Raw genomic sequence first — 25,318 nt, 5'->3', positions numbered from 1 at the left:
ATTTCGTATCGGGCCGAGTAGAGTGCGACGCCATGCGACCGGGGGCGGAGACTAAGCGTCTTCGGGGATGGCTCGTGCGCGAGTTGCGCAGTCTACGGGGCATCACCGAACAGGAATTGGCGAAGGCGGTGGGGTGTGCTCGCAGCACCGTATCCACGTGGGAAACGAGGAACCAGCCGCCGAATCCGGGCAACCTCACCAGCCTGGCGAACTTCTTCGGCGTCACGCCTGCTGACCTGCTCGAAGGCCCTCAAGATGCCTGCACGCTGCGGGATCTGCGCGTGCGCAACGGGTACACCCAGAAGCAGATTGCGGCCGTTCTCGGGGTCGTAGTCAGCACCTATTGCGACGTCGAGACGGGACGCCAGGGGCTTCCCGAGCGATGGGTGCCGATACTTAAATCGGCATACGGCGCGAGCGAACAGACCGTCAGAAAGAGCGTCCCATATCGGAGATCATGCAAATAACTTTGTCGATAAAGATTCACAGATTCACTGACCGTTTGATCCGCTTTGATCACTAATCGTGATCTTTTTTCTGTGAATTCGAACTCCCCTGAAATCGGGGAGACTTCCGGGCTCGCGTTCGCCTGAGCCCGGTCCGCCGCCACGGTCCCGGCGCCGGTTCGCCAGGAGCCGCCGGGCCGGCGCGGGAGCGGCGCTCACCGCCTCGGCGGCTCACAACTCGGCCCCGGTACAGGCAGGGTGATCCGCTGCACCGGGGCTTTGCACGGGTGTAGAGACACGGAGGGGAGACGGGTCGGCCTGGACTACCGGGGTCCGATACCTCGAAGCCACTGGGCGAGTTCAAGAGCCGACGGCCGCTGGCTGACATCCACTGTCAGCACGGCCCGCAGGATCGCCTCCAGCTGCGGCCAGTGCTCGATGCGTCCGAAGGGAACGGGGTTGCGCACGAGTACGCGGCGCAGTTCAGTCGCGGTGAACCGGTCCGGGTCGATCCCCACCTTCGCGTAGTCCAGGGGCCATGAGTTGGTGGCGGCCCACCACAGGGAGGCGGCGACCGCGTACACCTCGTCCGGCTGGGAGGTCACCACGGGCCGCTGCGAGGAAGCGGCCCGCGCCATCATGTCGCGCGACATCAGGTGAACCAGCCCGCCTTCGTAGGCGTACGAGGGCGGCAGGCTCATGCTCCACGCCCAGGAACAGTCGATCAGCCGGGCCCCCTGCGGCATGTGAAGCGAATGGTGCGGCTGGACATCACCGTGAACCCATCCGGCCTGGTGCATGCCGCCGACCGCCGTGCACAGGTCGACGGCGGCGGCCAGCGCCTGGCCGTTGTCGGGGTTGCCGTCGCGCACATGGCGGAAGCGCTCCCAGGTCGACGGCCCGTCGAACCAAGGGGTGATGAGCCACGCCGCCTCTTCCGTACGGCCGGCTTTGGCACGGGCGCCGTACGACGTGGCCGACACCTGCGTCTCTATCCGCTCCAGAACGGCGGCCTCGCGGGCTACGACTGCGGCGGCGCCTTCGCGGCCGATCTTCAGGGCCCACCGTCCGGCGGGCCCAGTGACCCGCCACACCTGGACGTCTCCCCGGTCCGTCTTCCGTTCCCATGCGGCCGGGGTACCCGCCAGTCCTTCAACCGTCTCACGGCCTTCTGGCGGGGCCGCCTGCGGCAGGCTGGCAGTGGTCATGAGTCCGTTCCTCTCTCGTCGACGTACAAGGGATCAGCCGCTGGCCTGCGCTTCACTGCAGGTGCGGGGAGTGCCACGGTGAACTCCAAGACCGCGTCTTCAACGGCTGTTTCGAACTCGAACTGGCGCCCGGCCCTGAGCACTCGGGTGACCTCGGCCCGGAAGCCTGGTGACCGAGGAGAGGACAGAGGGCTCCAACGTGGTGGTCACGTCGCCCCCGTTCCGGGGGCGGGGGAAACACCCCGGTCCGGGGGCGACGCTGTGGGCGCCCTCAGGGCGCCCCTGGTCCGCGGCGGACGGGGGAGCTCTCGTGAGCCCGCCGCGGTGGTCTGGGAGGAGGAGCGTGTGGTGGTCCCGGCGATGCCGGGGGTTTCCGCGTCGATCAGCCGGAGGTGCCATCCCCGCCAGACGGCGTGTGCGTAGTCGTCGGCACCGAGCCGCTTACGCAGCTGGAGCGCGATGGGGGACAGGTCCCAGTCCTCCATCCGCAGGTCATCGGCAATACGCGTGAGGGGGTGCCCCTGGGCAACGCCCTGCAGGACTGCCCGCTCCCTCCTCCGGAGCCTGATCGGAGGAGCGTCCTCCAGGGGCTCCGCCTCGACCTGGCGAAGGACCAGTGACCGGTAGACCAGCCCGCTGCGGACGCGATTGGGGCTCTTCAGCTTCACCGCGATCCGGTCAAGCCGGTATCCGATGGACTTCGGCGGCAGTCCCAGCCTGCTGGCCAACTCGGCGGAGGGGGTTGCTTGGGCGACGAGCCGGATCAGCTCGCGCTCGTCGCCGTCGAGCGACCGGCCGCGTAACGCCTGGGCGATGGAGTAGGTGACGGTCACGCGGACCCCTCCCGCTTGAGCACGGCCCAGACCCTCAGCCCGCTGCCGGGTGCCGCCTCGGCTCCCCACCGGGCGGCGAGCGTCTGCACGATCCCGAGCCCCCGGCCGTTCTGGGACAGGCCGGTCGGGTCGGGCTGGACGCTGAGCGGTGCCCGGGGGCGAGGACCGCTGTCCCGGACCGCGACCTCGATCTCCCCCGGGCGCCCGATGAGTTCGAGACTGATGCGCACACTCTTCGTGTGGCGGACTGCGTTCGTCGCCAGTTCCGAAACGACGATCAGCGTGGCGTCGATGCAGTCCGCCGGCGCCTGCCAGGCGGTCAGGTGCCTTCGAACAAGACGACGCGCTTGAGACGGCGCAGCGTCGTTGCCGTCGATTTCGTGCACCTCGTCTTGATCCGGCACCTCCGCCGGGACGGAAACCGGGAAAGAGTCCTCGGCCGCCTGCGACGCGCCAGTTCGCGCGGGCGGCTTCACCGCGGTCCTCCCCCGGTCGCGGCGGTGCACGCCGAACCCTGGAGCTCGCGTAAGCCCTGCCGATCGGTTGCGGACTGACGTCTTCCATGGGGTTCCTCCCCCATGGAACGGATCAGTCCGATGTGCGGCACCGCTTCGCTGGGCATCCGGGTCCCTCCCGGTCGGTTGGACCACGCTCCACAAGATCACTTGGAGTCGTTGGGTCGGCGCGCTGTGTGCTGACCCGATACAGGATGCCAGCAGATTCGCTACGGTGTGAACCCGTCTCGCAGAATTCTGCGGGAAGGGTTTCCGTTCGAACTGGCTTCCGTGGGGGGAGAGCTGACGAATGTTCATGCGGTGGCAGAATTTTTCGCGGAGTCGCAGAAGATTCCTTGCCGTGGCAGAACGGACACCGACACACTGGTCCAGGCTCGATGAAGGGATGCGGGATGAGTGAGGAAGCCGGGTCGGCAGCGCCCGCGTTGTGCCGCCTCCAGTTGGCGATCGAGCTGCGGCGCCTCCGGGAGGCAAAGGAGCTGACGGCCTCCGCGGTGGCCAAACGTCTCGTCGTGAGCCCGTCGAAGATCAACCGCCTGGAGGCCGGCGAGAACGGGATCGTTGAGCCAGCCGACGTGATGGCACTATGCGAGATCTACGACGCGGACGCCGAACTCCGCGACACGTTGGTCGGGTACGCGACCGTCACGAAGACGAAGAAGGACTGGTGGCAGAAGCGCGAGCTCGCACCTGTCATCAGCCCAGGGTTCAAGGCGTACTTGGGGCAGGAGGCCATCGCTGCGGCAGTCCAGAACTACGAGAACGAGTTCATCCCCGGCCTGCTGCAGACCGAGGCGTACGTCCGGTCCCTGCCGCTGAGGACGCCGGGACTGGGCCAGGACGAGAACGACAAGCTGGTGGCGGTGCGAATGACGCGCCAGGAGGCTCTACACCGCTCCGATTCCCCGCTCAGGCTGACCGCCATCATCAATGAGTCAGTCCTCAAGCGCCGCGTCGGCAGCGCCGCGGTGATGCGCGAGCAGCTGGCGCACATTGCCGAGCTCGCCACGTCTCTTCCCAATGTCCGCATCCAAGTCGTCCCATTCGAGATGGGCGCTCACCCGGGGATGAACGGCGCCTTCACCATCCTCAGGTTCGGCGACCGCTCACCGTTCCCGCCGATCGTCTACCTGGAGAACCGTGCGGACGCCTGGGTGCTGCGCAAGCCCTCCGAAACCGGCCTGTATGACGAAGTGTTCACCGACCTGCAAGCGGCTGCTCCGGGACCCACGGAGTCCGTGAGCATGATTCAAAAGGCAATCGAGGAGTTCTGACATGGTCCACCGGGACGACGCGCCGCAGACGGCTCACTGGTTCAGGTCCAGCTACAGCGACAACCAGGGTGGCCAGTGCGTCGAAGCGGCTCGCATAGGCAACGGGGCTTCCGGGACGATGTGGGTACGCGACTCCAAGGACCCCGACGGTCCCGTCTTCAAGTTCGGCCCCGCGGCCTGGACGAGCTTCGTCCAGGCCGCGAGTGAAGGAGAGTTCAGGGACCGGAACGCGTAGGCAGAGACAACGACAGTGGGGCCGCTCCCTCCGGGGGCGGCCCCACTGCTGTCCGCTGAACGCCGTACGTCGCACCCGTGCGCTCCGGCCGCCCCGCCCGCTGCTCAGAGGTGTGGGGCGAGAAGCATGATGACGACGAACACGGCGACGGCGATGGCAGGACCGCGCCACTGGTCGACGTACGGAGCGCGGGTGATGGCCTCCCCATCGGGTTCCACGATGGGGCTGCCGTGAACCCGGCGGCGGTGCACGGTGCGGGTCTTCCGGGCCTCGGCCTTGCTGAGTCCACGCGCCGTGATCTGGCAAGGGGGACAGCGGTAGGTGTAGGCCCCGAGAAACACGTAACTCTCCTCCAGCACACGGACGTTGGTCATCCATGGTGCCGCAGAAGAGGCGTCTGTGGGGCGGTAGACCGAAGTAGAACCGCCGGTAGGGGCGGTAGGGCTGAGGTAGAAACCGCAGGTCAGGGCATTGGTAGAGCGAGTAGGTAGGCCCCCTGGTAGGCGGCCGGCGGGAGAGGGGAGGCCGGCGCCGGTGCCGGTTCCGTCAGCCGGGTGAGGGGCCCGCGCGGGGCCCGGTTGGCGGGGCCGGTTACGCGCGGGCGGGCGCCCCTCAATCAGCGGTGTGGACGGGGGTGAGGTCTTCCACCAGAGAAGGGGGAAGACGGGGGCGCCGTCCAAGGTGGTTTTCGAGCTGGTCGTATCGGACTCCGGCGCGTACGCGCTGCTGTCCGTCGATGATGATCTTGAACCCCTTGGTGTGGACCGGGATACCGAGGGCGGTGAGGGTGGCGTTCAGGCGGGGGACGTCCCACTCGCCTCCCCGCGGTTCGAGGGGATCGAGGTGTGTGGGGCGGAGGTGGTGGTTCTCGATGCCCTCCAGGAGTGTTTCCGTGTGCACGCCCTTGTGCTTCTTCAGGTGAGCGGCGGCGGCTACGGCGTGCTCGACGTAGCGGGCAAGGAGGGCTGCGGCCTGCTCCCGGGTGGGGGGCTCCACCTGCCTCTCCCCTGCCTTTTCATGATCGTTTTGGGTGCCGGTCTGCTGCTCCGGGTCCTCCGGCCGCGCCTCCTCGGGGGTGGTGGGCTGGATGTCCTCGGTGCGGTGCCGTGACGCGATGAGCGCCGCCGCAGACCAGGCGGCGACCGCCAAGGCCGCGACGGTGACCGGGTGGTCCTTGCCCTCGTGGTACAGGCCGGCGGCGATGAGGAGGAGCAGACCGCCGCGCTTCACGAAGGCGGGCCACTCGGTGTCTTCGTCGCTGGCGGCGTCGGCCTGCGGCTTGCCCTTCTTCTTGGTCTTCTTGGTCTTCGGCTTGCTCTCCTCGGCGGTGGCCCACTCGACGATGCGTCCCCCGAGGATCACGGAGCCGTCCTTGATACGGACGACGACGATGACGGTGGCCCGCCATACGGCGCGGACGGCCCGCCGGGGCACGCCCGCGTAGTGGGCGGCGATGTCACGGATCAGCGCGCCGGTCTCGTGCGCGGCCTCGGTCCAGGCGTCGCGGCCGACAAGGGCGTTGATCTCGGCGAGGGTTCCCCCGGTCGGCGTCTCGTCCTCGTCGTCCTGGTCCTCATCGTCGCCGACCGGCGCGGGCTGTTCGTCGAGCGGGGCCGGCGGTTCCTTGACGAGGGAGAGGGCAGGGTGCGCCTCCCCCTCGTCGTCGGCCCCCTCGGGGACGTGATCAGTCTGTACGGTCACCGATGTCACCTCAGCCCGTCACCTTCGTGAGGACCCGGTCAGTGACCATGCCGATGATGTCCCAGAGGGAACCGGTGCCCGCGCCCGCGCACGTGATGTAGAAGAAGAACGCCCAGAAGGCGATGGCACCGGGCTTGGGGCGGGTCAACGCCAGGACGACGACGGCGAGGAGCGGCGGCACGGCGGGCCCCATGTCGCCCATGCCAAGGTCCTCGCGCATGATGTCGGCCGGGATGTTGGCCAGGCTCGTGAACAGGTCCCAGAACCCGCCCGCTTTGGCGCAGGCTGCTGCGAACAGGATGCCGATGATGATCACGGCGCCGGGCTTCTTCTTGAGCCTGCCCGCGAGTTTGGTCTTCCCCTTCTCGCTGAGCCCCAGGACGAGAACGGTGCCGAGAAGGAAGGCCGCGCCGCCTGCGCCGATGCGGCCGACAAGGTCCGTGATCGCGGACGATCCGGCGGCGAGGGTGGTCGGGTTCATGATGCGTGGTCCTTACAGGGTGGGGGCGGCGTAGAAGATCAGGGCGAGACCGATGGCGGCGGTCGGGGTGCGCATCACGCACGCCAGCGGCGGGAACCAGTGGGCGGTGCGCCGGTCGATGCACCACCAGGTCAGGGCGCCCGCGAGGATCGCGGAGCCGACCGGGGTGACGATGGCGGGGTCGAAGCCGTGGGCGGTCATGTAGGCGACGGTCCGCGGGCCGCCTTCGGCATATCCGACCCCGGCGACGACCAGTGACGTGACGGCCAGGAGCTGGCTCTTCTTCCTGGCGGCGAGCCAGAGGCCGCCGCCGAGCGCGGTAAGGCCGATCAGGGAGCCGATCAGCCCGTCGGGGGCGACGTAACCGGCGTCCATGTACGCGATGACGCGCCGGTGCCAGTCCAGACCCCACGCCAGGGCGGTGCCGGGCAGGTACAGCAGGGCGGCACGGCGGCGACCCTCGACCTTGGCGAGGGCCTTGAGCGCCTTGGCCTGCCGCCACACGCGGGTCACAGCGTCCTCGTCGTCTTCGTCGTCCTGGTCCTCCGCCGGGTCGGCGTCGCCGGTCTCGCCTCCCTTGGCGGACTTCACCTTCGCGAGGACCGCCGAGCCCACCCGCCGCTTCTTCTTCGAACCCGGGGCGGGGGTCTCGTCGGCGCCGTCCGTCTCCTCGTCGTCCGGCTCGCCCTCCTCCGGATCGTCGTCGTGGCCGTCGTCGGCCGCGGCCTGGGCGGGGACCGCAGGCGGGTGCGGCGGAGGGGGCGGGGCGTTGTCCGGGAGGTTGCCGGTGAAGGTGTCCTGGTCGGCCCGGTCGTCCCGGTACAGCGGATCCCACCAGTCCTTGTCGGAGGCGGTGGGTACCGTCGGCGGAGGCTCGGCCGGAGCCGGAGCCTCGGCCGGAGCGGGCTCGGAGGCCGGGACGGCGGGTGCCGTCTGCTCGGCCAGGACGTCATCGAGGTCGGCGAGGAAGTCGTCGACTTTGCGGACCGGTGCCGTGTCCGAGGATTCGGCGGTGTCGTCCGGGGCCTGAACTTCCGTGTGGCCGGTGGTCGTTGTCATCGGCTCCACCCCCAGCGGTCGATAGCGGCGATCATCAGCCGCTGGACACGGCGCTCGTCCGGTCCGGGCTGGGTCGGGTCCGCCGGGGTCACTGCCTCGGTCTTCGGCGTGAAGCCCGGCGGCAGGACCGGAAGGCGGAGGGGACGTTCGTCCCGCTGGGCCCAGGTCCGCCGGGACGGGAGGTACGTGCGGGTGTGCACGATCCCCGGCTCGGCGGTCCGCGGGCGGCGCGCACGGCGCGGGCGACGCAGGATGAGGGGAACAGTCACAGCTGGCTCCAAACAGCGAGGACCGTCACGACGGTCAGGACCGTCACGACGTCCTTGGCGATTCGGACCTTTCTGCTCTTCGGCCTGTAGAGGTGGGTCACGGCTGCCGTGATCACCCCGGCACCGATCAGAAGGTCAAGCAGCACGGGAGTCCTTGAGGACGGGACCGCTCGGCCCGCCTGCAAGGCGGGGCCGATGCGGTGCGGTCGCGGGGGCCTTGCGGCCGGCGGAAAGGCTCGGTGTTCACCGAGCGGCGGCGCCGGGCGGGCCGGAGTCCGGCCCGCCCAGCTGCGACGGTGAAGGTCAGGCGGTCCGGGGCTGCCCGTTGAGCGGGGTGCCCGGCACGGGCTTGTCCTCCTGCGGGTACCAACCGCCGCGACTGGCCTCGTACTGCGGACCGTTCTCGCGCTCCTCGGACGTCAGGTGTTTCCGCAGCTCGGCCTGAGGAATGGATCGGCGCAATGGCATGATGGTGGGCTCCTGTTCCGTGGGATCGGGATGGGAGCCGGGACGGGCCATCTGCTGTGGAGGTAGGGGGCCCGTCCCGGCGTACTCACGGCCCTGTTGGTGCTCGCGCACCGATGGGGCCTTTGTCGTGCAACACGACGCCGCAGCAAGCCAGTTGGCGTTCCTGCGTGCACCACCAGTAAACGCCAACCTCCGCAGGAGATCAAGCAAGTTCCGCAGGAGATTTAGAAATCTCCTCGGGAGATTGAGCAAGCTGCTGCGGAGCCTTACTCTCTGCTCATGACTCAAGCCCAGCCGTCCGCCACCCCGGAGTTCCGTCGCGTCGCCCAGCGGCTCCGCGACGACGTGACCGGCGGTGTCTACGCACCCGGCCAGCGGCTGCCGGCGGCCGCCGACTTGGCCGAGCGGCTGGGCACCAACCGCTCGGTCACCGAGCGGGCGGTCCGCCTCGCTGCGGCCGAGGGGCTGCTGACCACGCGCAAGGGCAGCGGTGCGTACGTCGCACGCATCCTGAAGCGGATCCCGCGCCGGGCCGCTGCTCTGCTCCGCGTGCCGGACGGCGGCGAAGCGGACGGCACCCGCGAAGCAGTCGAAGCAGAGCTCAGGGACATGGGACTCGCACCCCGCTACTTCCCCACTGTGAGCACGGAGCGGGCCCCCCAGGACATCGCCGGACTGCTCGGGGTGAAGCGGAGCGGAAAGAACATCCTGGTCTGGGAGACCCGAGTCTTCGCCGTGCCGATCGGGGCCCAGCCGACGGACCCCGGTACGCCGGTCGAGCTGATCAGGACGTACCTGCCACTGGACATCGCGGCCGGGACCGCGCTGGAACAGCCCGACGTCGCCCCGCTGGGCATCCGCGGCCGGCTCGCCGAACTCGGCCACCGACCGACGGAGTTCACCGAGACGATCGAGGTACGGCCGCCCCTCGACGACGAAGCCCAGTTCCTCGGACTCGACACAGACAACCGGGTCGTCCAGCTGACACACAGCGCGACGGCCGGGGACCGCACCGTGGAGATCAGCGTCAGCGTCTTCCCCGCTCACCTATGGTCATTCTCGTACCGGTGGTCGGCGTCCTGACCGCCTCTCCCCAACCGGCCCCCAGTCCCCTCCCACTACCCGGGTAGGCTGGTAGATCCGCAGGTCAGAGCCCTCTACCGGCGGCCTACCTACCCCCTACCGCCGACGGCAGAGGGGCCCCGGCCGGTCTCCCCTCCGCCCCCGCCCAACCGGCTCAGCGCCTCTTCGGCGCCCTTCCGCGGGCCGTGCCAGGCCTTCTCTAAAAAGTCACTCTCAGTGCCCGGTCAGCGGGCCGTCAGAGCCCCCTGTGGACAGCACACGGCGGGCTGGCCGGACCCTTGTTGGTCCGGCCAGCCCGCCGTTCGGTTGGGGGCTACACGCCCAGCAGCTTCTTGCTGGCACCCACCTGATTGAGGTCCGCGACGGGCCGCCCGAAGGTGTCCCTCACGATGCCGTCAGACGCCCCCTGGGCCTGGGGGGCCTTCTCGTCCTTCTTCTCGCCCCGAGGGGCAGGCACCTTCACCTTGCTCCCCCAGAGCTCCATGGCGTCGTTCATGTACGCGCGGGCGGTGCCCTGGCTGCCCAGACCGACCTCCTTCTGCACCTCGTACGCCACCGCGGTCCGGGCCCGCTTCGCGGCCTGCTCGCTGGCCTGCTCGCCCAGAAGCCGGGCATCTCCCTGCTCGCACAGCTCGTGGACACGCGCGATGAACCGCTCCTTGAGCGAACCGGCAACCGGAGCCGCCGCCTTGGTCTCCGCGGCCGCTCCGCTCGGCGTCCCCGCCTGCTTCTCCTGCTCCGTCCGCTTCACCGGCTCCTGCTTCGGCTCGGCGTCCTTCGCCCGCTCCGCTTCAAGCTCGGCCGTCAGCTGCTCCGCCTTCTTCCGCTCCGCGGCGAGAGCCTGCTCCGCTCCGGCCCGCTCGGCGGCCAGCTGCTCGGCCGCTTCATGCTTCGCCTGCTCGACCGCTTCGCGCTTCGCACGGTCCGCTTCGGCTCGAAGCTGCTCGGCCTGCTCGACTGCTCGGCGCTCTGCTTCACGATGGTTCCGCTCGACCTCCTCCGCGAAGCGCTTCCGCTCGGTGGCCAGTTGCTCGGCCGCCTCCGCTCGAAGCTGCTCGGCCTGCGCGGTCAACTGCTGCTTCGCGTCCGCTCGAAGCTGCTCGACCAGACCGCTCCACCGCTCGGCCTCCTGCTCGGCACGCCGCTCCGCGGTCTCCCGCTCCGCTCGGCGGTCGTCCGCGCCCTGCTTGCTGCGCTGCTCGATGTCCTCGCGGAGCGCGCGAAGCTGCTCGGCGGCCGACTGCTTCGCTTCGTCGCGCTCCCGCTTCGCACCCTTGATCTGCTCGCGCATCTCCTCGGCCAGCCGCTCGAAGCGGGCGCGGTCCTCCTCGCGCTCGGCCTCGATCCGCTTCCGCTCCTTCCGCTCGGCGTCCAGGTCCGCGAGCGCGGTGTCGCGGGCCTGCTCCGCCTTGCGCTCTGCGGCACGCATCTCCTCGCGAACCTCGGCCTTCTGCTCGTCGAGCCGACGCTGCACGAGCGTCTGGAGCGCGGGCAGAGAGACGACCGCGGAGACCACTTCGTCGGCGTTGCTGTAGTCGAGCTTGCCCAGCTGCCCCGCCTGCATGTGGCTCATGGTGCGGCGGACGACGGCGAGGGCCTGGTCCAGGTCGACCGGAGCGTCCGCACGGTCGAGCGCGAGGGCGGCCTCCGTGGTGAGGTTCCGTTCCCGCCGCTCGGCGAGGGCCTTCGTCCAGCGGAACCGGTGCGGCCGGCCAGCACGCTCCTGGGCCTGACCCAGCTCGATCACGGCACGGGAAGCACGCTGGGCCAGCAGCCGCCGGGAGGTCTCGTTCGTCGTGGAAGCGGCGTCCAGGCCGAGCCAGGCGAACAGCGCGATCCAGACCTTGCGCCACAGGAGTACGACGAGCCGGAGCGGGCCCGGACGGACCCCCTCTTCCTCCTCAGCCTGGACCAGCTCAGCAATCCGCAGGTCAAGACCGTGCTCCAGCAGCTTGACGGAGACGATCGGCACACCGGCCAGGGCCACCTTCGCCCACAAGCCGCCGCCCTCCGGCGCGTGAACCCAGTTCGCGGCCGCCGAGATGGTGGCCAGCCCCCACGCCATCCGGCGCGACCGGCGCATCCCCTCGGTCCAGCGCGGCTGTTCCTGCGCCGCCAGGGACCGCGCAAGGCCCAGCATCAAACCAATCTCGGCACCGTCAAAGATCGCGATGAAGAAGACCCGCAGCAGAACCGGGAGGCCGGCGGTCTCCTCGGCGAAGCCCCACAGCCCGTACATGCTGACGCTCATGCCGCAGATGCCGACGATGGTCCGCCAGCGGTCGTCGATCATCGCCATGACACGGGCCCGTGCCGCGTGGTCATCGTCCGTACGCGCCTTCTCAACGGCCCTGGTCGCTACCCGACCAACGAGCCGGAGCAGGAACACCACAGCCGCCACGGCGGCCGCCACGGCGACCACGGCAGCGACAGCAACAGCCCACGGAGGCACCCCGAGGGAGTCGGCAACCGCATGGACGCGGGTAAGCACGTTCACGCCCCCACCTCCGACATGAAGACACCGGAAGGTGCGCGTCCACCCGTTCTCGGGGGGATACTGAAGTACGTCATCAGAGCCTCATCTCTGGTGAGAGACCCCGGGTAGCCCGCCCTCCAAGCTGTGGCAACCCGGGGTTTCGTGCGTTCTGGCACTTTCAACCCCTCTCGGGGCATCACTAATTCTGCCTTATTTACGACTCCGTGTCAAGTTGGCGGTCACGCCTATGCATCGGCCTGTAGTCCTCATCTTGAGGCACCATCTTGCACTAGGTGAGGCCAAGGGTGTGGGACTTACTCAGCGAGACGGCCGATCCGGCTGGGAACTGGGGGGAAAGCCACGGGCCCGAAGCCAGTAGTCCAGCGCCAGGGCGGCGACGTCGCCTGGCTGCATGTCGTGCTCGACGGCATACCTCTGGATGCGCTTCCGAAGTTCGAGCGCTTCAGGGGTCCTGTAGTTCAGCTGCCCCCGTTCCGTCCCTCGGCTGTCGACAAGTTGAAGCGTCCATGGGTGCGGTGCAAGGGGATCGCCCTCTTCCTCACCTGACACCGATTCCAGCTCGTCAGCGATGCGCCGCAGTCGGCTGACTTGAGAACTCAGGTCGGTCACGTCTCACCCTTCTTGATTGATAGCGTGATATCTCTCTATCACGATAGCTATCATGATAGCAGTGCGTACACGAGAGTGGCCCGCCGGAAAGAACTCCGACGGGCCACTCTCTATCCGCTGGCTAGTAGCCGTGCGAGGTCAGCCACTCGTCGAGTGCGACGCCGACCACGTCTCCCATCGGCAAGTTTTCCAGGTCTCGATCCAGCGCGAACCTTCTCAGTCTCTTCGAGAGACGAAGGTCGGCGGGAACTGAAGCGTTAAGCGGGCTTCGGGTGATGCTCCTGCGCTGCAGAATCTCAACCGCGGGCGGGATGTCCGCCGGACGGCCGGGACCCGGCTCGAAGGGCTCACTGCTGCCCGTCAGCGGGTCCTCTTGCACTGGCGTCTGGGTAACCGCGGCACCTCCAGACGTTCTGGCAACGGCACTTCCAGGTCGAGAACTCTTTGAAGCTGCTCCGGCTGCCGGGGTCTGTCCCCTCCGCCGTGCCGCCTGACCCTCCGGTTCCGTTCCCTCAGCCGCCGCCGGCGAGGGCCCTTGGCCATTGGACTGCCCGGCCTGCTGGCCTGGAACACCGGCCTGGCCCCCAGCCCCTTGGGCCTTTCGGTGAGCCGGTGGCGGAGGTCCAGAGCGACGTCGCCGCGCCTGTGCTTGGTCCAGTTCGGCGAGGCCGTCGAGCTCCTGCTCCTGGCCCTGCCCCTCGGCCGGGCTCTCCTGCTCCTGGCCCTCCTGCTGGACTGACTCCTCAGTTTCCATAGCGGGTCACCGCCGTGTGCACACGCTTCATCTGCTCCACGAACGCTTCCTCCTTCTTGAAGACCGGCTCAGAGCAGATTGCCACCCGCTTCCTCCGAGTCTTGATCCATCGGTAGTACGACACCATGGGCCCAACAGGTACGTTGAACCTCTTGCTCATCTGCTTCAGCTGATCCACGTGGGTCTTCGGAGGTGACGCCTCCACCATGTAGGGGATGAGGAGAAGCGGATAGTCGCTGACGTCCTCCAGCAAGTGCTGAAGCGCTTCCATCTCCCGCGTTCCGAACACCACCGGAACCACGATGACCCGGGCCGCTGCGAGGGCTCCGTACGTGGATTCGCAGGCGTCCGGGTGGGTGTCCCACGTGACCTTCCGCTGCAGCTCCCTTGCCCAGCGGGTGATCTCGTCCTTCACCTTCTCTGCGGGGGGCTGGTGCTCACCGAAGGTGGAGTGGCCGGGAATCAGGTCTGGCTTACGCTCGCCTCCTCGCAGAGGGGTGGGCACAGTTCCCTTGTCGAACGCGTCGATCAGCGGGGCTCCCGCCCGCTGTGCCTCGTCGTAGCCCCAGCCCTTCGTCAGACCGCCCTTCGACCAGTCCATGTCGCCTGCGACTCCGTCGTCCAGGTAGGCGAGTTCCTGGGCGATCGTCGACTTGCCCACGCCTCCCTTCCAGTGGACTACGGCCTTGGTCTCCGGTTCCTGGACCGGAAAGGGCGTCGGTTGGCGTACGACCGTGAGTTCGCTGCCCTGCAGCACGTCTTGCGTCACCGCTGGCTCACCACTCGGTGGTTATGGTGGATGTTCACGGCTCATCTCCTCTTGGGTTGAAGTCGGTTCGGCGTCCGCCGGGGGTCTCGGTCCCCCGGCGTTCGCTTTCCTGGAGCCTCGGTAGCACCGAGGAGGAAAGCGCGCCTGCGCGGTCTGCCGCGCAATGCCCGAACCGCTGTCTTGCCGGAAGACAGCGTGCCACCACTCTCGCAGCCGACGAGACAAGGACGTGGCACCTATCGCAGTATCACGGGGACCGTTCCGGCCACCAGGTTGCCCTCCTTCATGGCTCGTCCGTAGGCGGCCAGGGGAGCCCCTTCAGCGTGTAGGGCAGAGCGATCGAGACGGCCCATGATGAGTGCAACCTCATCGGCTGCTGCAGCGAGCGTTCTCCATGCAGGCGGGGCGTACATCGCACCGCTACTGAGGTACGTCCGATGAGATGAAGACACCTGCACGGCCGTGCCGGGTCCTGCTGTCACTTCCCAACCAGGGCTGTGTGGAGCCTTCTTTCCGAGCGCCGCCACCCGGTGCAGTCCCTCGGCGAGCAGGGCCTTCAGCATGGGGTCCTCCCCACCAACGGTGATCTTCTCCTCGTACGCCAGCAGCAGCGCGGGCCTCAGTCCATCCACGCTGGGGATTCCGATTGCCCGGGGGATGAGGTCGAGCTCGTCAGCCAGCACCAGATCGCCAGCGCCGTACTCCCGCACCTGGGAGGACGCGCACCGGTGGTGCGCCACTCCAAGGTGGGACAGGCCTGGACTCCTACGGAGGACCACCACGGCCGGTTCCGCCCTGGCGTCGCCCGCAGTGCCGCACTCGACGCACTCGAACGTCGTGATGCTGGCCTGGAAGTCGGCAGCCTCCTGCAGGCCGACACGGTCGATGACGTCCGCGCTGACGGTGATGCTCACGGTCATACTGGCTCAGTCCTCCGGGTTCTGTCGGGCACTGGCAACGATGTGCGACCACGTCCCCGCACTCCCGTCGTGTTCACGGGCCAGCTGGCCGGCGAGATCGGCGTTGGTGGCCTCAGGGCTCGACTTGATCGCCGCGCGGGCCAGGTCCAGCCGGGGGTCTCCGTCGTACGGGTAGCGGCGCCCGGCCGCCGCCGCGCTGCCAGCCGGGCGGCCGCCGCCGCGCTCGCGGAGCTCGCCGTACTTCCAGATGTCGCCGCGGCGGTACCAGCGCTTGGTCCGGCCGCTGTCCGTGGTCTCCTCCCTGACCGGGTCGGGCCAGTGCCTGGGCGGCCGGACCGGGTACTTCGTGATGCTGGTCGGCTCCATGTTGAGGACGCGGGCGGCCTGGGAAAGCGTGATCTCGTCGTCGGCGTTCCCGGAGTAGTCGATCTCCGTGCGCCAGTCCTGGTTTGCCTTATAGCCCGCGTACCAGGCGTCCCACTCCTTCGAGCTCCAGTACATGACGCCGCTGACGACCTTCTTCGGCTCGATGTGCCCGTTCTCGTCCTTCTGGCGCCACAGCAGTTCCAGGGTGCTGCGGCCGAGCCCGGTCCGCTCGGCCAGCTGGTCGCGGCTCTCCAGCTTCTCCACGTTGGTGTGGCCCGCGTGCCACTTGCGCCAGTCCGCGGAGTACCAGACGAGTTCGCGGTCGATCGTGCCGGCCGGCTCGGGGTGTCCGTTCTCGTCACGCTCGCGGTACAGCCTCTCCAGCGTGGTGATACTGAGACCGGACGCCTCGGCCAGTTCCCGGCGTGTGGAGACGGGGCGGCGGTTGAGGGTGGCCATGGGTGTTTCCTCCGTGGTGAGTGTGCTCCGCGGCGGGGCTTCAGTGGTCATCGCCAGCCTCCTCGCGGTGGTCGTGGCCGGCGGGGCGGGGCAGGAGTACCACACCGGAGACCGACAGGCCGGGCTCGACGTCCAGGGGGACGTCGCTGGGCTCGGAGGTCTCGGAGGTCGGCGCGTACGTCCAGCTCATCACGCCGGATTCGATCGGCCTCATGATCGTCTGAATGTCGTTCTCCGCGATCGCCGATGCCCAGTCCAGGGCTCCGGGGGCCGTCTCGTCCGCGACCAGGATGAACCAGCCGCCGCCGGGCAGCGGGCCGTCCTCGATGCGGTACGTCACGGCCGGGTCGGCGCCGGCGGAGTTGTCGGGTCGAAGCGTGATCAGGTCGTCGAGCGCCGGTCGTGTGCTCAGCTCTGCGTCGTCTACCATCATGTGCAGATCGCCTTTCTCGGATAAGGGCTTGTTGAAGGGCCTGGGGCCGAGTGAGCGTTCAGGCGGCCAGTACCTACTGCCAATTGGGCTGGCCGCCGCCCTTTATCTGGGCGCTTCGACTGGAAGTCGAACCGGAACGCCATCCGGATTCACTAATCTTGCCTTACGTTGTCACTCCGTGTCCAGCAGGTAACCGAAGCTGGACTGCGAGACGGCTCCGACTCACACCCCCTCGGGGCGATCGAGACCTGAGCAATGATCACTTCAATCGGACCTCGACCTTCATGCCCTCGATGGACCTACGGCCGAGAGTGATCTTTCCCTGGGGGACTTCTCCCACCTTCCCGCATCCATAATTCTGCCTGTTCTTATGAGGCTGGGCAACTCCAGAAAGCGCAGCTGGGGCCACGTGCGGCCTGCTGGCAGAGCCTTCCGAGCGTCTCGGTCACTACACATGGGACGCCTCCGGCGGGCCCTTACTCCCAAGGGGGTCGGGAGGCCGTTGGCGAGTGCAGGTGCGTGGATGGCTGGGGTGGGGGCGGGGGCTCCCCTCGGTCGGTCGGTCACCCCCAAGGGGGCTACCCGGAACCCGGCGGGGGCCGCCAGGCCAGGCCGCTTCGCGGTCGCGCAAGCGCGAGCCTGGCACCCCCCGCCGGAACCCGGGTACGGCGTGCGCTGCCCGACCGACCGAGGGGAGCCCCCGCCCGGGGTGGGTTGTGGCGGAGGCCCGGCGCACCGGCTCAGGCCGGCGCGACGCGGCACCGGGTCAGGTAGGTCTCGGTCATGCCGTCCCGAATGGCGTGGCGTACAACTCTGCCGGTGACCCTGAGCCGTTGGCCCTCCTCGGGGAACGGCTGCGTCATCGACTCCCACGCGTACAGGCGTCCGGCGCCGTCGACGAACCGGATGCGCCGCCGCTGGCCCCAGTCGCTGGGAAGGGGGCTGACCTCGGTCACCGTGGCCGTGATGGACTCGCGGTCGGACCGTGTCAGCTGGCGCTGGGCCTCCCGCAGGTACATCGGGACGGCGGACACCAGGAGACCGATGTCCTTGGGGCGGACCGTGTCCCCTTCGGCGGCGTGGGCGAGTTTGCGGCGGTAGTCGTTCGTGGTGTCCTCGCCGCGGCGGCACCAGTCCCGTACGGCGGCCGCCGCTGCCGAGACGTCGCCTGCAGCCCGGAGGTGGTTGTGCAGCTGGCCCGCGGTGTCCGCGTCGGCACCGCCCAGCAGGAGGGTTCGTACCTGATCGGCGGTGGTCCAAGCTCCGCCGCCGCGCTTGACGTACCCGATCTCGGTGGTCAGGGCGGCCGCGTACTCCAGCGCCAGGTCGACGCTGATCCTCAGATCCGGCGGGACGGCGCCCGGCTCGTACGGCTCGACGGTCAGGCACCAACGGGCCAGCCGCCACAGCGTGTTGAGGGCGGGGGCCGGGAGCCCGGCGTACGGCTCGACGCACGTGTGCCCCAGCTGCATCGTCTGTCCGTCCTCGTGCCGCAGGACGTAGCTGGTGGTGCTGTCGGGGTCGCCGCACGCGTCACAGCGCGGCGTCACGCCGGCGAGGGTTTCGGCGAACAGAGGCAGCGCGGCGACCACCGCACCCGCCTCCGGGGCCTGGTCGAGCTGCGCGACGACCGTCCACCCTGCGTACGCGGGTACGGGCAGGGTGACGGTCACCTCCTCGCAGGGCACCGTGCCGACGGGGATTCCGTTGGCGTCGGGCCACTGCATCACGTCGGCGCGGCCGCGGGTGACTCGGCAGCCATCCATGCCGTAGGGGCGAAGTTGCCGATCGGCCTGGTGGACGGCTTGCCGGAGGGCGGTGAGCTGATCGGGGCGTACGGGAAAGGCCAGGGAATAGGTCGTCATCGAGCTGTCTCCGAGGGGGCGGAGGAGGCCCGGCCGTCGTCGACGACCGGGCCCGCACTCCGTTCATGTTGAAGGTCCGGGGCGCGCGAGGGGGCTGCCACCCCTCCCACAGTTGCTAATTCTGCCTTATCTAACGTGGCGGGTCAACGCCGGTGACCGCTGATCAGGGGCTATGCGGGCACCGCGCATCCGTCGCACCCCGAAGGGGTGTGCAGGATCGTGGTCTGGCTGGTGCGGGCCTTGGACTCCCATGTCGGCGGCTTCTGCAGGGCGGCGTGGACGTCGCGCTCCATCCGCTCGAAGTCCTCGTTCTCCTCGACCACGACACCGGGGTCCGGGGCATCGCGCCGCCGGGATCGCGCGATGATCTCGGCCATGGTGATGTTCGGGTTGAACGGCACCTGGCGGACGCGTTCGACCAGTGCGCACAGCTCGGCAAGCCGCGGCCGGCGTCCGGCGGAGAGCGTCAAGTCCCGGTTGTTGGCCAAGGTGCAGGTGGAGCACGAACAGCGGCTGGAGCCCCGCCGGTCCTTGGCGCCGGGGTGCGAGTCGTAGCACCAGTGGTAGGGCAGCCCCGCGTCGATTGTCCGCTCCCAGACCTCCTCGGTGGTCACCTGGTGAGCGGGCAGCCACTCGTCGACGACCCGGGCGGAGTTGTCGGTGGTACGGCGCCACATCTCCCGGGCCGCGCGGTCCGTGCTCTCGTCCGCCCTCATACCGAGCACGTTTGCGAACATCAGCGGGCCGTCCGTCTCCTTCCGTAGGGCGCGGACCTGCGGCGTGAAGGCCTGGTACACCATCTTGGTCTTCCACGGGCCGGTGCAGGTGCGGGCCCGCCCGAGCCAGGGCCAGTCTCCGCGTTCCGCCACAAAGGTGAGCAGGTCGAAGGGGACTCGCTCCCCGTTGACCTCGCGGGTGCGGCGGACCTCGACATGCCGCTCGGGCGGTACACCGAGGGCCTGGCTGTGCTGTGCGGCCAGTTCGCTGGCACTAGGCCAGCGCACGCCGTTCACCGTGACCGCGGGCCACTCCATCGGGCCCAGACTCGCGTGCGCGGTCCAGACGCGGTCGGCGACACCGGCCTGGCGGGCGGCGTCCATCGCCATGGCTCCGGCCACAAGTCCGTCCTTCCCGCCGGACAGGTTGATCACGATGCGGTGCCGGGTCGCGGCGAACTCGACTGGATCGACGTAGAGGGGACTGGGATTCGACACAACTCTCCTTAGGGGATGGGGTGTTGGGCGGGCTCCGGGGGGGTGCCGGAGCCCGCGGGGTCAGACGATGAGGGTCACGCCGCCGAGCGTCTTGGCCTGGCGGATCAGCGGCTTCCCGCCGGTCGGCCGCCGGGGCTCGGGAGGGGGCAGTTGGCGAAGCGGGGTCCAGCGGGGCCCGTCGTCGCCGGTGTGCCTGGTCCACGCGGCCTCGAAGTGCTTGCGCTGCTTGTCGCGTACTCCGGCCGGCGCGGCGACCGCGTACCCGACGGCGCTGGGGTAGCTGTCAACAGGTGGGAGGTAGTGGGCCCGCTGGATGCCCGACATCGCTCCGCGCCGCAGGGGGAGGCGGTACTCGGCGGCGAACTCGCGCACCAGCCGCTCGGCGGTGCGGCGGTCTCCCTCCCACACCGTGCGGACCGAACGCCAGGCCGTTCCCTTGGCGGCCTCACCCCGGCACCCGGCGGGCCCTGAGCACCACGGCGCGAAGTCTCCGGCGGGGTGGTCTGCACGGCATTGCTCGGTGCGGGGCTGGCGGCACCACCACTTCGGGGACCGGCACGAGCGGCCGTGGTGCTCGCGGCAGTCCGCAGTCCGGGCCGCGAAGTAGATCCTGCGGATCTCATAGATCGCGTACGGGGTCTGATCTAGCGACTCCTCGAACGCCGACAGGACCCGGTGGTTGCGGCCGTCCTCGGTGAGCCGCCGGTACAGGGAATCGGTCCCGTACAGGCTGGATCGCTCGTTGAGGGCCATGGATACGTGTTCCATGCGCAACACGTCGGCGGCGATGTACGGGTGATCGCGAAGCCGTTCCTCGTGAGCACCGCGGCTCGCGCACACCCCGCTGAATCCGCATTGCGCGCAGTACGACTTCTTCACGGGCTCGCCGAGACGTTCCAGGACGTAGCGCTCCACCGCGGCCCTGTCCTGGCAGGCCAGAATCAGCGGATAGAACGGCTCACAAATGGTCCGGCCTGCGGCCTTGTTCAGCTGGCGCTGAATGCGGGTGTCCTTCTCCGCGCGCTTCAACTCGCCGTAGTGGTAGCCGATCACGCGCCGGTAGCTGGCCGTGCCGAACTCGTTCTCCGTCCACTGGTCAAGGCACCAGCCCTTAAAACGAATGCTGCAGGTCCTCCGGCCGTTCGCGATCTGGGGAACCGTTCCGGCCTCGCGGAGCTCATCGGACAAGCGCCACGGTCCGCTCTGGAAGATCCGGCGGGGAGAACGGCTGTCGTCCAGGACAACCACACCGTCGGCGTCGTGGCGGCCGGCTCGGGCGACCTGAACAAGCCGGACCCCGGCCCGCCGGAGACGGGGCAGGACCAGACGGTTGACGTAGTCCAGGGAGTCGGGCCACTCGTCGCCGGTGACGGCGTGGATGACGATCAGATCGGAGAGGTCGGGGGCCAGGCCGTAGCGCTCGGGGTGGGCGAGGAATTCGATCAGGATGGCTGTGCTGTCGGCGCCGAGTCCGTAGCTCAGCACAGTCATTCCGGAGGACTGGCCGAACCCGGTTCGGGCCGGGGGCTCGGGCAGGTCGAACAGGGTGGGCAGGGCGGTTGCGGGCACGGGAAACGGGGTCCTCGGGATCGGGGGTCTCGCGCCGGCGGGCGGCGGTGATCGGTGCGGGCAGCGTGGTTGCTGCCCGGGAGGGGGCCGGGGGCGCCGGAACAGACCGGCGCCCCCGGCGTGGCTCAGCTCTTCTTCGGGCCGGTGCCGAGTTCCTTCAGCACCGCGGCGCGGGCGGAGGACGCCGGGCAGGGGCCGAGCAGCCGCGTGAGGTGTTCGCGAAGCGCCTCGGTGTCGTCGGCGCGGCGGGCTCGCTCGGCCTGCTCCAAGAGCTCGGTGGCCGTCTCAAGGTCGGTGGGGTGCTTGGTGTCGCACGGGCAGGTGGCAGCGGGCTTGCCCACCAGTTCGGCGACCTTCGCGGCCTGGTCCTCGAAGGTGATGCAGTCCTCGTGCCTCCACACGGGCCGCGGCGTGTTGTCGCCGTTCCGCCCGCGCAGGTGGCTCCACCAGCGGACGACGACCTTTCCATCCAGCCCGCACGTCAGCGGCCACGGGTTGTCAGACCCCGGGTAGCCGGTGACCTTCCCGTCCTGGTCCACGGGGGTCCACGCCAGTTCGGCGAGCCTGGCGAGCGCGATGGCCGCGCTGATGATGTTGCGCCGGGTCGGCTTCATCCGCGGGTGCAGCCACGGAACGATCGCTGCGGGCTCCTCGGTCTGCTCCGTCTCCGCGGCGGTGACGCCGGAGAGGGATGTGGCCTCCAGCCGGGCGGCGGCCTCCTCCTTGTTGGCGTGCGGGGTGACGACATCGCCCTCAACCGGCGTGCAGGCGTACCACTCGCCGTGCCAGCGGTGGATGAATCCGATCAGCTCGTCGTCGACCGTGACCGGGTACCGGCCGTCCGGCATGCGGTCGCCGATGGTGTAGCGGGGCTGTGGTGTCTCGGTCTCGGGGGTGGCGTTCGTCGCCATGGGGTTCTCCCTGGTTGAAGGTTCGGGGGTGGGGCTCCTGCCAGAGCCCCCTTGCGGTGGGCCCGTCCCTCTGCCTCGGGGCGGGCCCACCGGGTCTTAGCGGCGCCGCTCGAACAGGGCGCTGGAGGTGAGGGCCGAGGGGAGGGCGGCGACGGGGTGCCAGCCCTCGCGGATGAATGCGACCGGCCGGTGGTCGGTGTCGCGCACGATGATCAGACCCGGGCTGGTGGCGACCGTCTCTCCGCGTCGGGCGGCCCGGACCAGGAGGTCGCGCAGTTCGTAGTGCTCGGCGGCCTCGGGCTCGCGGATCGTCCGGTCCGTCAGCAGCTCGCTGGTCCTCCAGCGGCGGGCGAGCGGGATCGTGCGGGCCTCTTCGAGCGTGGGGACGTGGTGGTCGAGCAGTCCGTCAGCCACCGGGACGATGGTGGTCGTGACCGCGCCGTCCTCCTCGTTGATCAGCCGGATCACCTGGGAGCCGCGGGGCTGGTCGACCTTGACGCCGTCCGTGAGGTCGGCTGTCCGCACGGTCCACCACGCGGAGTTGATGTCGGCTGCGGCCGTGACCAGCTGGGGGAAGCCGTTCTCGTTCGACGCGTAGAACGTGGCCAGGTAGAGCGCGAATCCACCGATCTCGGCGCCGGGGGTCGCGGTCTCCAGCTCTGCCTGCTTCATTGTTGCTCCTCGTTGAAGATTCGGGGTGCGGGAGGGGACTGCCACCCCTCCCGGCATCACTAATTCTGCCTTATTCTGGCCTTGTTGTCAAGGCCGCCGCCCTACCCCTGCGGCCGCCTGGAGGGCGACCCGCCCAGGTCAGGTGGTGCGTACCCTCGCGCGCTCGGCGGTGATGGCTCGCGCCGCGTCCGCCGCCGTCATGGCCGCGTCCAGGTACAGCCCTTTCATCAGCCGCGAGGACAGGGCCCGTTCCGCACGCCAGCGCCAGGCCAGGGCCATGCGTCCGGCGGACGAGATCCAGATCCGGTCGGAGTGCGGGGACTGCGAGATCCAGCCCCGGGAGAGCAGGATCGAAGTCTGCACCAGGGGGATCCGGGAGAACCCGGCGGTGATGGCCACGGTCCGCCCCCGCTCGTCGAGCTCCGCGCGGGCACGGCGCTCGTACTGGTCGATGATCCGCAGGTCCTCATACTGGCGGTCCGTCATCTTCTTGGGGTGGGTGACGATGTCCAGCGTCCTGCTCTGCTTCGTGACCAGGTCGTGAGCGGAGGCCCCGCGGGGCAAGTTGGAGATGGACAGAGCCCCGTCCTCGTACACCCGGATCGTCCTGCCCTTGGCGACGGCGCGACCCACCATCAGGTCGGCTTCACAGCCGGTGATGTAGCCGGTTACGTAGTCGCCCTGACCGCTGACCGTCTCCTTGAATGCCGCACCAACGAAACCGGTGGGGGAGTAGTCGCGGGGCGTCAGGATGTGCGTCCCGTAATAGCGGGTCTGGGGGTGGGGCATCGGTCTCACGTCCTCGTTGAAGGTTCGGGGTGCGGGAGGGGACTGCCACCCCTCCCGACATCACTAATTCTGCCTTATTTGAGAGCTACGGTCAATCCTTGATCGAGCGACTTCGGTCACATGTCGTCGCAGGTCAACGCCGTTTCATCAGGCTGTACCGGGCGCCCGACGCGCACGGCCTTCTCGTAGTCGGCAAGCCGCACGATGCCGGACAGCACGCGGCCGCCGATCTCCGCCCCGGACAGCTCAGCGTCGAACACCCACCGGCCCCCGCCCGTCCGCTGCACCCACATCAGGGACAGAACCGTGTCGGCCTGCCCGCCGCCGGCATTGTCGTGACAGCGGCCGGTCGCCTCCACCTCCCAGACACCTACAGACGTCTCGCCGTCCTCGGAGTACCGAGTACCGGCGCGAAGCACCACGGCCCACCCCTCCGCCTCCGCAGCACGCGCGAACCGCACCGCACCGCGCGACACACCCTTGGTGCCGCCCACCGTGGCCGTAGACCACTGGGCGTAGGAACCGACCCACCACGACCGGTCAACCGCCACGCACGCCGGGGGCGTGATGGACGCCTCCCACGAGGGGACCGGCCGCGCCTCCGGGGCGGCCGCCGCTTCGCCCTCCGTAGCACTCTCCGCATCACTCACCCGGGAATCCGGGGTGTCAGCCATGCAGGTCATCAAATTCTCGCTCTCTCGGTGTTGAGGGTCCGGAAGGGGGGCACCCCCTTCCGTAATCCATATTTTTGCCTTACTCAGGCCGCCGCCCGTCGCGTTCCCGGGGCGGCGGCATCGCCGGGCGCTCTAGTCCTGCTCGAACGCCGACAGCATCGCGTAGAGCCCTCGCGCGACCCTGCGGACGTCGACCGAGCGGAGTACCAGCTGGACCGCCCGGCGGTCGTTGCCGACCTCCAACACGTCGGCGTACTGGGCCCGGTGAGACTGGGCCATGTACTCGCCGGGCTTCACCGACGCCCAGTCCTGGGCTCCGTTTCGCCACCGCGCATTGCGGAACCAGTGGCGGTCGACGGCATCCACAACGAACGCGCCCCAGACGGGTGCGGGCAGGTTCGCCGCCTCGACGTCGGCCCGTGCGCCGTCCTCGCTGATCATGATCCGCCAGTCGCCGAACTCCGTGCCCTTCGCCGTCAGGCTCGTCGCTTCCGACAGGTCGCCCCAGACCATCCGCATGAGTTCTGAGGCGCGCTTGCGGGCGGCACGCTGGGCCTGCTTGTGGGCGTCGATCGCCGCCTGGAGAGCGTTGCTGTCGGAGGTGAAGCCGTCGCCGCGCTGCCAGTTCTCCATCCGTACGTCCGCTGCCCCGGTGGCCAGGGCGTCACCCAGGTTCTCGGCTTCGGCCGGCGTGAGCTCGGCGATCAGGGCCCGGCCGTCGTGAGCTGCGGTGAGCGTCACGACTCGGGCACTCGTCTCACCCTCCGGCATTGAGTCAACGAAGCGCCCGTTCCGCTGCGCGAACTCGGTCGGCTCCCCGCTGGCATCGACAACCGGGGCGACCGTCCACTTGACCGCCTGGTTGAGGTGGTGAGGGATCCGTACGAACCAGGGCTTCTTGCGGCGGCTGAACATGTCTCTCCTCGGGAGTGATCTCCCCGTTGAAGGTTTGGGGCTGTCGTCCGGGGGGCTGCCCCCCCCTTCCGACATCACTAATTCTGCCTTATTTAAGGGTGGAAGTCCACCCGGAACACCCCTTCCGGGGAGTGATCCCAATCACACGTTTTCGCAGGTCAGGACCGGTTTCCGGCCTGGTTCCCGCCCCCGGACCGGCGGCCGCGCGGCGGCCCTTGGCCACACCTCACCCCTGGGCGGGGGCTCCCCTCGGTCGGTCGGGCAGCGCACGCCGCACCGCCGGTTCTGCGGGGGCTGCCAGGCTCGCGCTTGCGCGACCGCGAAGCGGCC

At 69.1% G+C, this 25,318-nt stretch carries 29 protein-coding genes; 5 read left to right on the top strand and 24 right to left on the bottom strand.

Going from position 1 to position 25,318, the window contains the following annotated elements:
- Nucleotides 1-74: 74 nt before the first annotated feature.
- Nucleotides 75-467: a helix-turn-helix transcriptional regulator gene (locus AB0958_RS19330; RefSeq protein WP_366891660.1), complete on the top strand. Its 393-nt coding sequence runs from the start codon at nucleotides 75-77 to the stop codon at nucleotides 465-467.
- Nucleotides 468-769: 302 nt separating this feature from the next.
- On the opposite strand, the gene AB0958_RS19325 is transcribed toward AB0958_RS19330, so the two are convergent.
- From AB0958_RS19325 to AB0958_RS19315, 3 genes are all read right to left on the bottom strand, one after another.
- Nucleotides 770-1,654 carry a hypothetical protein gene (locus AB0958_RS19325; RefSeq protein WP_366891659.1) on the bottom strand — a complete coding sequence of 295 codons (885 nt, stop codon included), beginning with the start codon at nucleotides 1,652-1,654 and terminating at the stop codon, nucleotides 770-772.
- A 206-nt stretch (nucleotides 1,655-1,860) separates the two neighbouring features.
- Nucleotides 1,861-2,487, bottom strand: coding sequence for a hypothetical protein (locus AB0958_RS19320; RefSeq protein WP_366891658.1), 627 nt, complete (start codon nucleotides 2,485-2,487; stop codon nucleotides 1,861-1,863).
- On the bottom strand, nucleotides 2,484-2,963 hold the full coding sequence (locus tag AB0958_RS19315) for an ATP-binding protein (RefSeq protein ID WP_366891657.1): 480 nt from the start codon (nucleotides 2,961-2,963) through the stop codon (nucleotides 2,484-2,486). The genes AB0958_RS19320 and AB0958_RS19315 overlap by 4 nt, the downstream gene beginning before the upstream one ends.
- A gap of 431 nt (nucleotides 2,964-3,394) precedes the next feature.
- Here AB0958_RS19315 and AB0958_RS19310 point away from each other — a divergent pair, with 431 nt between their 5' ends.
- Together AB0958_RS19310 and AB0958_RS19305 are read left to right on the top strand one after the other, a co-directional pair.
- Nucleotides 3,395-4,276, top strand: a complete 882-nt coding sequence (locus AB0958_RS19310; RefSeq protein WP_366891656.1) for a helix-turn-helix transcriptional regulator — start codon at nucleotides 3,395-3,397, stop codon at nucleotides 4,274-4,276.
- Nucleotide 4,277: 1 nt separating this feature from the next.
- Nucleotides 4,278-4,511 carry a DUF397 domain-containing protein gene (locus tag AB0958_RS19305; protein WP_366891655.1) on the top strand — a complete coding sequence of 78 codons (234 nt, stop codon included), beginning with the start codon at nucleotides 4,278-4,280 and terminating at the stop codon, nucleotides 4,509-4,511.
- A 104-nt stretch (nucleotides 4,512-4,615) separates the two neighbouring features.
- On the opposite strand, the gene AB0958_RS19300 is transcribed toward AB0958_RS19305, so the two are convergent.
- The 7 genes from AB0958_RS19300 to AB0958_RS19270 form a co-directional block, all read right to left on the bottom strand.
- On the bottom strand, nucleotides 4,616-4,885 hold the full coding sequence (locus tag AB0958_RS19300) for a hypothetical protein (protein ID WP_366891654.1): 270 nt from the start codon (nucleotides 4,883-4,885) through the stop codon (nucleotides 4,616-4,618).
- Nucleotides 4,886-5,123: 238 nt separating this feature from the next.
- On the bottom strand, nucleotides 5,124-6,212 hold the full coding sequence (locus tag AB0958_RS19295) for a hypothetical protein (protein ID WP_366891653.1): 1,089 nt from the start codon (nucleotides 6,210-6,212) through the stop codon (nucleotides 5,124-5,126).
- Between the two features lie 10 nt (nucleotides 6,213-6,222).
- Nucleotides 6,223-6,693, bottom strand: coding sequence for a hypothetical protein (locus tag AB0958_RS19290; protein ID WP_366891652.1), 471 nt, complete (start codon nucleotides 6,691-6,693; stop codon nucleotides 6,223-6,225).
- Between the two features lie 12 nt (nucleotides 6,694-6,705).
- Nucleotides 6,706-7,752 carry a hypothetical protein gene (locus AB0958_RS19285; protein ID WP_366891651.1) on the bottom strand — a complete coding sequence of 349 codons (1,047 nt, stop codon included), beginning with the start codon at nucleotides 7,750-7,752 and terminating at the stop codon, nucleotides 6,706-6,708.
- Nucleotides 7,749-8,021, bottom strand: coding sequence for a hypothetical protein (locus AB0958_RS19280; protein ID WP_366891650.1), 273 nt, complete (start codon nucleotides 8,019-8,021; stop codon nucleotides 7,749-7,751). Before AB0958_RS19280 ends, AB0958_RS19285 begins: the two co-directional genes overlap by 4 nt.
- Nucleotides 8,018-8,167, bottom strand: coding sequence for a hypothetical protein (locus AB0958_RS19275; RefSeq protein ID WP_366891649.1), 150 nt, complete (start codon nucleotides 8,165-8,167; stop codon nucleotides 8,018-8,020). The genes AB0958_RS19280 and AB0958_RS19275 overlap by 4 nt, the downstream gene beginning before the upstream one ends.
- Nucleotides 8,168-8,324: 157 nt before the next feature.
- Entirely contained in the window at nucleotides 8,325-8,489 is a 165-nt protein-coding gene (locus tag AB0958_RS19270; protein ID WP_366891648.1) for a hypothetical protein, read from the bottom strand.
- A 279-nt stretch (nucleotides 8,490-8,768) separates the two neighbouring features.
- On the opposite strand from AB0958_RS19270, the gene AB0958_RS19265 reads away from it, so the two are divergent.
- On the top strand, nucleotides 8,769-9,572 hold the full coding sequence (locus tag AB0958_RS19265) for a GntR family transcriptional regulator (protein ID WP_366891647.1): 804 nt from the start codon (nucleotides 8,769-8,771) through the stop codon (nucleotides 9,570-9,572).
- Between the two features lie 313 nt (nucleotides 9,573-9,885).
- On the opposite strand, the gene AB0958_RS19260 is transcribed toward AB0958_RS19265, so the two are convergent.
- Nucleotides 9,886-11,871, bottom strand: coding sequence for a hypothetical protein (locus AB0958_RS19260; protein WP_366891646.1), 1,986 nt, complete (start codon nucleotides 11,869-11,871; stop codon nucleotides 9,886-9,888).
- Between the two features lie 495 nt (nucleotides 11,872-12,366).
- Nucleotides 12,367-12,678, bottom strand: coding sequence for a hypothetical protein (locus AB0958_RS19255; RefSeq protein WP_366891645.1), 312 nt, complete (start codon nucleotides 12,676-12,678; stop codon nucleotides 12,367-12,369).
- A gap of 535 nt (nucleotides 12,679-13,213) precedes the next feature.
- Here AB0958_RS19255 and AB0958_RS19250 point away from each other — a divergent pair.
- On the top strand, nucleotides 13,214-13,417 hold the full coding sequence (locus AB0958_RS19250) for a hypothetical protein (protein WP_366891644.1): 204 nt from the start codon (nucleotides 13,214-13,216) through the stop codon (nucleotides 13,415-13,417).
- Nucleotides 13,418-13,421: 4 nt separating this feature from the next.
- Here AB0958_RS19250 and AB0958_RS19245 read toward each other — a convergent pair whose 3' ends face one another.
- The 12 genes from AB0958_RS19245 to AB0958_RS19190 form a co-directional block, all read right to left on the bottom strand.
- Nucleotides 13,422-14,201, bottom strand: a complete 780-nt coding sequence (locus AB0958_RS19245; RefSeq protein WP_366891643.1) for a hypothetical protein — start codon at nucleotides 14,199-14,201, stop codon at nucleotides 13,422-13,424.
- A gap of 236 nt (nucleotides 14,202-14,437) precedes the next feature.
- Nucleotides 14,438-15,115, bottom strand: a complete 678-nt coding sequence (locus AB0958_RS19240; RefSeq protein ID WP_366891642.1) for a hypothetical protein — start codon at nucleotides 15,113-15,115, stop codon at nucleotides 14,438-14,440.
- Between the two features lie 12 nt (nucleotides 15,116-15,127).
- The gene (locus AB0958_RS19235) at nucleotides 15,128-15,997 is read right to left on the bottom strand and encodes a hypothetical protein (protein WP_366891641.1); all 870 of its coding nucleotides are present in this window, start codon (nucleotides 15,995-15,997) and stop codon (nucleotides 15,128-15,130) included.
- Nucleotides 15,987-16,379 (bottom strand): DUF6211 family protein, encoded by a 393-nt coding sequence (locus AB0958_RS19230; protein ID WP_366891640.1) that lies wholly within the window; start codon nucleotides 16,377-16,379, stop codon nucleotides 15,987-15,989. The genes AB0958_RS19235 and AB0958_RS19230 overlap by 11 nt, the downstream gene beginning before the upstream one ends.
- A 740-nt stretch (nucleotides 16,380-17,119) precedes the next feature.
- Nucleotides 17,120-18,244 carry a hypothetical protein gene (locus tag AB0958_RS19225; protein ID WP_366891639.1) on the bottom strand — a complete coding sequence of 375 codons (1,125 nt, stop codon included), beginning with the start codon at nucleotides 18,242-18,244 and terminating at the stop codon, nucleotides 17,120-17,122.
- 170 nt (nucleotides 18,245-18,414) lie between these two features.
- Nucleotides 18,415-19,458: a phosphoadenosine phosphosulfate reductase family protein gene (locus tag AB0958_RS19220; protein ID WP_366891638.1), complete on the bottom strand. Its 1,044-nt coding sequence runs from the start codon at nucleotides 19,456-19,458 to the stop codon at nucleotides 18,415-18,417.
- Between the two features lie 60 nt (nucleotides 19,459-19,518).
- Nucleotides 19,519-21,027 (bottom strand): hypothetical protein, encoded by a 1,509-nt coding sequence (locus AB0958_RS19215; protein WP_366891637.1) that lies wholly within the window; start codon nucleotides 21,025-21,027, stop codon nucleotides 19,519-19,521.
- Nucleotides 21,028-21,152: 125 nt separating this feature from the next.
- Entirely contained in the window at nucleotides 21,153-21,938 is a 786-nt protein-coding gene (locus AB0958_RS19210) for a hypothetical protein (RefSeq protein WP_366891636.1), read from the bottom strand.
- A 96-nt stretch (nucleotides 21,939-22,034) separates the two neighbouring features.
- Nucleotides 22,035-22,610, bottom strand: coding sequence for a hypothetical protein (locus tag AB0958_RS19205; RefSeq protein ID WP_366891635.1), 576 nt, complete (start codon nucleotides 22,608-22,610; stop codon nucleotides 22,035-22,037).
- 138 nt (nucleotides 22,611-22,748) lie between these two features.
- On the bottom strand, nucleotides 22,749-23,399 hold the full coding sequence (locus tag AB0958_RS19200; protein WP_366891634.1) for a hypothetical protein: 651 nt from the start codon (nucleotides 23,397-23,399) through the stop codon (nucleotides 22,749-22,751).
- A gap of 116 nt (nucleotides 23,400-23,515) precedes the next feature.
- Entirely contained in the window at nucleotides 23,516-24,073 is a 558-nt protein-coding gene (locus AB0958_RS19195) for a hypothetical protein (RefSeq protein ID WP_366891633.1), read from the bottom strand.
- Between the two features lie 132 nt (nucleotides 24,074-24,205).
- On the bottom strand, nucleotides 24,206-24,988 hold the full coding sequence (locus AB0958_RS19190; RefSeq protein WP_366891632.1) for a hypothetical protein: 783 nt from the start codon (nucleotides 24,986-24,988) through the stop codon (nucleotides 24,206-24,208).
- Between the last annotated feature and the right edge of the window lie 330 nt (nucleotides 24,989-25,318).

It is taken from the genome of Streptomyces sp. NPDC006655 (assembly GCF_040703965.1).
GTDB lineage: Bacteria > Actinomycetota > Actinomycetes > Streptomycetales > Streptomycetaceae > Streptomyces.
The sequence above is the reverse complement of the archived record's forward strand: the minus strand, read 5'-3'. Positions and strand labels throughout refer to the sequence as shown.